We start from the raw sequence: 3,739 nt of genomic DNA, 5'->3' as shown, positions 1-3,739 counted from the left end.
TGATTCGGGGACTATTTCCTACGCTGTCGCCGGGGAGGAAGGAACCGGCCGCACAGCAACAGGAAAAACGGCCGTCCGTCCATTCGTCAGCTTCAGCACAAGGAGTGCGTGTGACAGCCAGAACGGCGCTCATCACCGGAATCACCGGCCAGGACGGCTCCTACCTCGCCGAGTTGCTCCTGGACAAGGGCTACACCGTCCACGGCATCATCCGGCGTGCTTCCACGTTCACCACCAGCCGTATCGATCACCTTTACCAGGACCCGCACGATCCCGAAACCCGGCTGTTCCTGCACTACGGCGATCTGACGGATGCCAGCAGGGTCGCCGGTCTCCTCGAACGCGTACGTCCGGACGAGGTGTACAACCTCGCCGCCCAGTCGCATGTGCGCGTTTCCTTCGACGAGCCCTTGTTCACCGGGGACACCACGGCACTGGGCACCACACGGCTGCTCGAGGCCATCCGGACCACGGGCCTGCCCTGCCGCTTCTACCAGGCGTCGAGCTCCGAGATGTTCGGTGCGTCGCCCCCGCCGCAGCACGAGACGACGCCTTTCCACCCTCGCTCCCCGTACGGAGTGGCCAAGGTCTACGCGTACTGGATCACCCGCAACTACCGTGAGGCGTACGGGCTCTACGCGGCCAATGGCATCCTCTTCAACCACGAGTCACCGCGCCGGGGTCCCACGTTCGTCACTCGCAAGGTGGCCATGGCGGCGGCTCGGATCAAGGCGGGCCTCCAGGACGCGCTGTACCTCGGCAACCTTGAGGCGCGCCGCGACTGGGGCTACGCGGCGGAGTACGTCGAGGCCATGTGGCTGATGCTGCAGCAGGACGCCCCGGACGACTACGTCGTCGCCACGGGCACCAGCTACAGCGTTCAGGATTTCGTCGAGCACTGCTTCGCCCATGTGGGCCTCGACTGGCGCGACCACGTGCGCTTCGACGAGAGATACCTGCGCCCCGCCGAGGTCGACGACCTGGTCGGTGACGCCTCGAAGGCGGCACGGATCCTCGGCTGGCGGCCGACTGTGCGCACGCCCGAACTGGCGGGCCTGATGGTCGATGCGGAACTCGAGGCACTCCCTGGGAAGGGAGAAGGCCCGGTGCCGGCCGTCCCTCTGCCCGCTCACCCGCTCGCCCGGCTCTGACCCGTTCCGGTGGCTGGACATGCCACCCGTCCCACAGAGGTTGTCCACGTGATCAAACTGATCAAGTCCAGCTTCCATCGTGAAGCCGAGACCAAGCGTGCCCTGGCCGAGTTCGTCCTGAGCCAGGACGTCCTCAGCATGAGCGAGCAGTGCCGGGCGTTCGAGACGGCTTTCGCCGAGAAGCAGGAGCGGACGTACGCGGTCTTCGTCGCCAACGGAAGCGTGGCCAATCTGCTCCTGATCCAGGCCCTGCTGAACCAGGGCAGGCTTCGACGTGGCGGGCGTGTCGGCTTCTGCGCACTGACCTGGCCGACCAACGTCATGCCCCTGATCCAGCTGGGTCTGGAGCCGGTCGCGATCGACTGCGAGCTGGACACGCTGAACGTCTCGCCCGAGGCCTTTGACGCACACATCGCCGGCTGCCAGGCGCTGTTCCTGACCAACGTCCTGGGGTTCTGCGACGATCTTCCGGCGCTGCGGCACATGTGTGACGACCGCGGTGTCCTCCTGATCGAGGACAACTGCGAGGCTCTGGGGTCGAGAACGAACCACACCTTGCTCGGCAACTTCGGTGTCGCCTCGACGTTCTCGTTCTTCGTCGGTCACCACCTGTCGACCATCGAGGGCGGCATGGTGTGCACCGACGACGAGGAGCTGTACGAACAGCTGGTCATCTCCCGTGCCCACGGCTGGGACCGTAACCTGCCCCCGGCCACGCGGGAGAGGCTGCGTGCCGAGGCCCGCGTGGACGACTTCCAGGCCAAGTACACCTTCTACGACCTGGCGTCGAACTTCCGGCCCACAGAGATCAACGGCTTCATCGGGAACCAGCAGATCCGGTACTGGGATGAGATCGTCGGCGCGCGGGTGGCCAACTTCGAGCGCTTCCAGCGGGCCATGGCCGGCAATGCGGATGTACTCCACTACGACCTGAGCCATATGGACACCGTGTCGAACTTCGCCATGCCGGTCGTCTGCAGGACCTCCGAGCTGGCCCGGAAGTACCGCTCCGAGTTCGAGGCGGCCGGGGTGGAGATCCGCCCTGTCATCGCGGGTGACATCACGCAACAGCCCTTCTATCGCAAGTACGTCCAGGACACGGCCGAGCGGCCGAACGCGCGACTCGTCCACACCAACGGCTTCTACTTCGGCAACAACCCCGAGATGAACGAGGAAGAGCTGACGACCCTGTGTGGCTTGCTCGCCGGCTGACGAGAGAAAAAGTACGGAGTAAGGGGCAAGCGGGATGAACCGGCAAGCGAAGATCTATGTAGCCGGGCACACCGGGATGGTGGGCCAGGCGATCGTGCGGCGACTGCGCTCCGAAGGCTACGAGAACCTGGTTCTGGCCACGCGGGCCGAACTCGATCTCACCGACCAACGTTCCGTGCGGGACTTCGTCATGACCGAGCGGCCCCAGTACGTCGTCGACAGTGCCGCGCGGGTGGGCGGCATCAAGGCGAACATGAGCCATCCCGCGGACTTCCTGTACGAGAACCTCCAGATCCAGAACAACCTGATCTGGTCGGCCAAGGACGCGGGGGTCGAGACGTTTCTGTTCCTCGGCAGCTCCTGTATCTACCCCCGTGCCTGTCCGCAGCCCATGAGGGAGGAGTACCTCATGACGGGCAGGCCGGAACCCACCAACGAGGCCTACGCCTACGCGAAGATCGCAGGGATGAAGCTGTGCGAGTACATCCACGCGGAGTTCGGGATGAACTTCATTTCCTGTATGCCGACAAACATCTACGGCGAGAACGACAACTTCGATCCCGAGACCTCTCATGTGATCCCGTCTCTTCTGAGCAGGGTCCATCAGGCAAAGGCGACGGGCTGTTCCGAGGTCACGATCTGGGGTACCGGATCGAGCCGGCGCGAGTTCCTGTATGTGGACGACTTGGCCGATGCCGTGGTGTGGCTGCTGTTCAACTACACGAAGAAGCAGTTCCTGAACGTCGGAACGGGTGAGGACGTCTCGATCCTGGAGTTGGCCGAGCACATCGGCAAAGTGGTCGGCTACGAAGGACAATTCGTGTTCGACCACACAAAGCCGGATGGGATGCCGAGAAAGCTACTGGATGTCACCAGGTTGCACGAGCTCGGCTGGCGCCACCGCATCGGGCTCGACGAAGGACTCAGGCGGACGTACGACTGGTACCTGACCCATCTGGTCCCCTCTTCATGACGGATGCCGCTGAACTCCTTTCATCCTGAGCGCCAGGCGATCTCGACGGCGTGAACGGCGGCGGCCGCACGACCGATTCGGTTGGTGCTGCAGCGGGCTTTCGACCCCACCAAGGCCGCGCAAGTGACCCGCGCCCAGCTCCGGGCCGCACTCAAACGCGCCGACCGGGCTCACCAGCCACTGCTCGTCGAGGACGCACTCGGCAAGCAGATGCTCGCTCTTGTCCTGGCCGAGATCGGGAACGACCGCACCCGTATCGAGCATGGCTCGATACGGGGCCAACAGGGCTCCTGTGTCGAGACGCCGGTGAGTGAGATCACCAGCGAAACGGCCAGGAGCCCTGCCACGTGACGAACCCGGACCACCAGCCGCCGGCACCCGTGAACCGCAGGATGAGGAGCGT

The 3,739-nt window shown here is 64.5% G+C and carries 4 protein-coding genes; all 4 read left to right on the top strand.

From position 1 onward, the window contains the following. Positions 1–110: 110 nt before the first annotated feature. The 4 genes from gmd to ACZ5NH_RS45305 all read left to right on the top strand — a co-directional run bounded on the left by gmd (position 111) and on the right by ACZ5NH_RS45305 (position 3,687). Positions 111–1,151 carry a GDP-mannose 4,6-dehydratase gene (gene gmd / locus ACZ5NH_RS45320; protein WP_468784319.1) on the top strand — a complete coding sequence of 347 codons (1,041 nt, stop codon included), beginning with the start codon at positions 111–113 and terminating at the stop codon, positions 1,149–1,151. Positions 1,152–1,199: 48 nt separating this feature from the next. Then, positions 1,200–2,363, top strand: coding sequence for a DegT/DnrJ/EryC1/StrS family aminotransferase (locus ACZ5NH_RS45315; protein ID WP_468784318.1), 1,164 nt, complete (start codon positions 1,200–1,202; stop codon positions 2,361–2,363). 34 nt (positions 2,364–2,397) lie between these two features. Beyond that, positions 2,398–3,336, top strand: coding sequence for a GDP-L-fucose synthase family protein (locus ACZ5NH_RS45310; protein ID WP_468784316.1), 939 nt, complete (start codon positions 2,398–2,400; stop codon positions 3,334–3,336). An 84-nt stretch (positions 3,337–3,420) separates the two neighbouring features. Continuing rightward, a complete protein-coding gene (locus tag ACZ5NH_RS45305; RefSeq protein ID WP_468784314.1) occupies positions 3,421–3,687 on the top strand; it encodes a hypothetical protein in 267 nt (88 codons plus the stop codon). Positions 3,688–3,739: the final 52 nt, after the last annotated feature.

This window comes from Streptomyces sp. NPDC031426 (genome assembly GCF_055581585.1).
Note: the sequence above shows the minus strand (reverse complement) of the source record. Positions and strands in the feature narration are given on the sequence as shown.

What these genes read in the sequence shown, in the direction of transcription:
- ACZ5NH_RS45310 (WP_468784316.1), top strand. Translation starts at nt 2,398, where the DNA reads ATGAACCGGCAAGCGAAGATCTATGTAGCCGGGCACACCGGGATGGTG.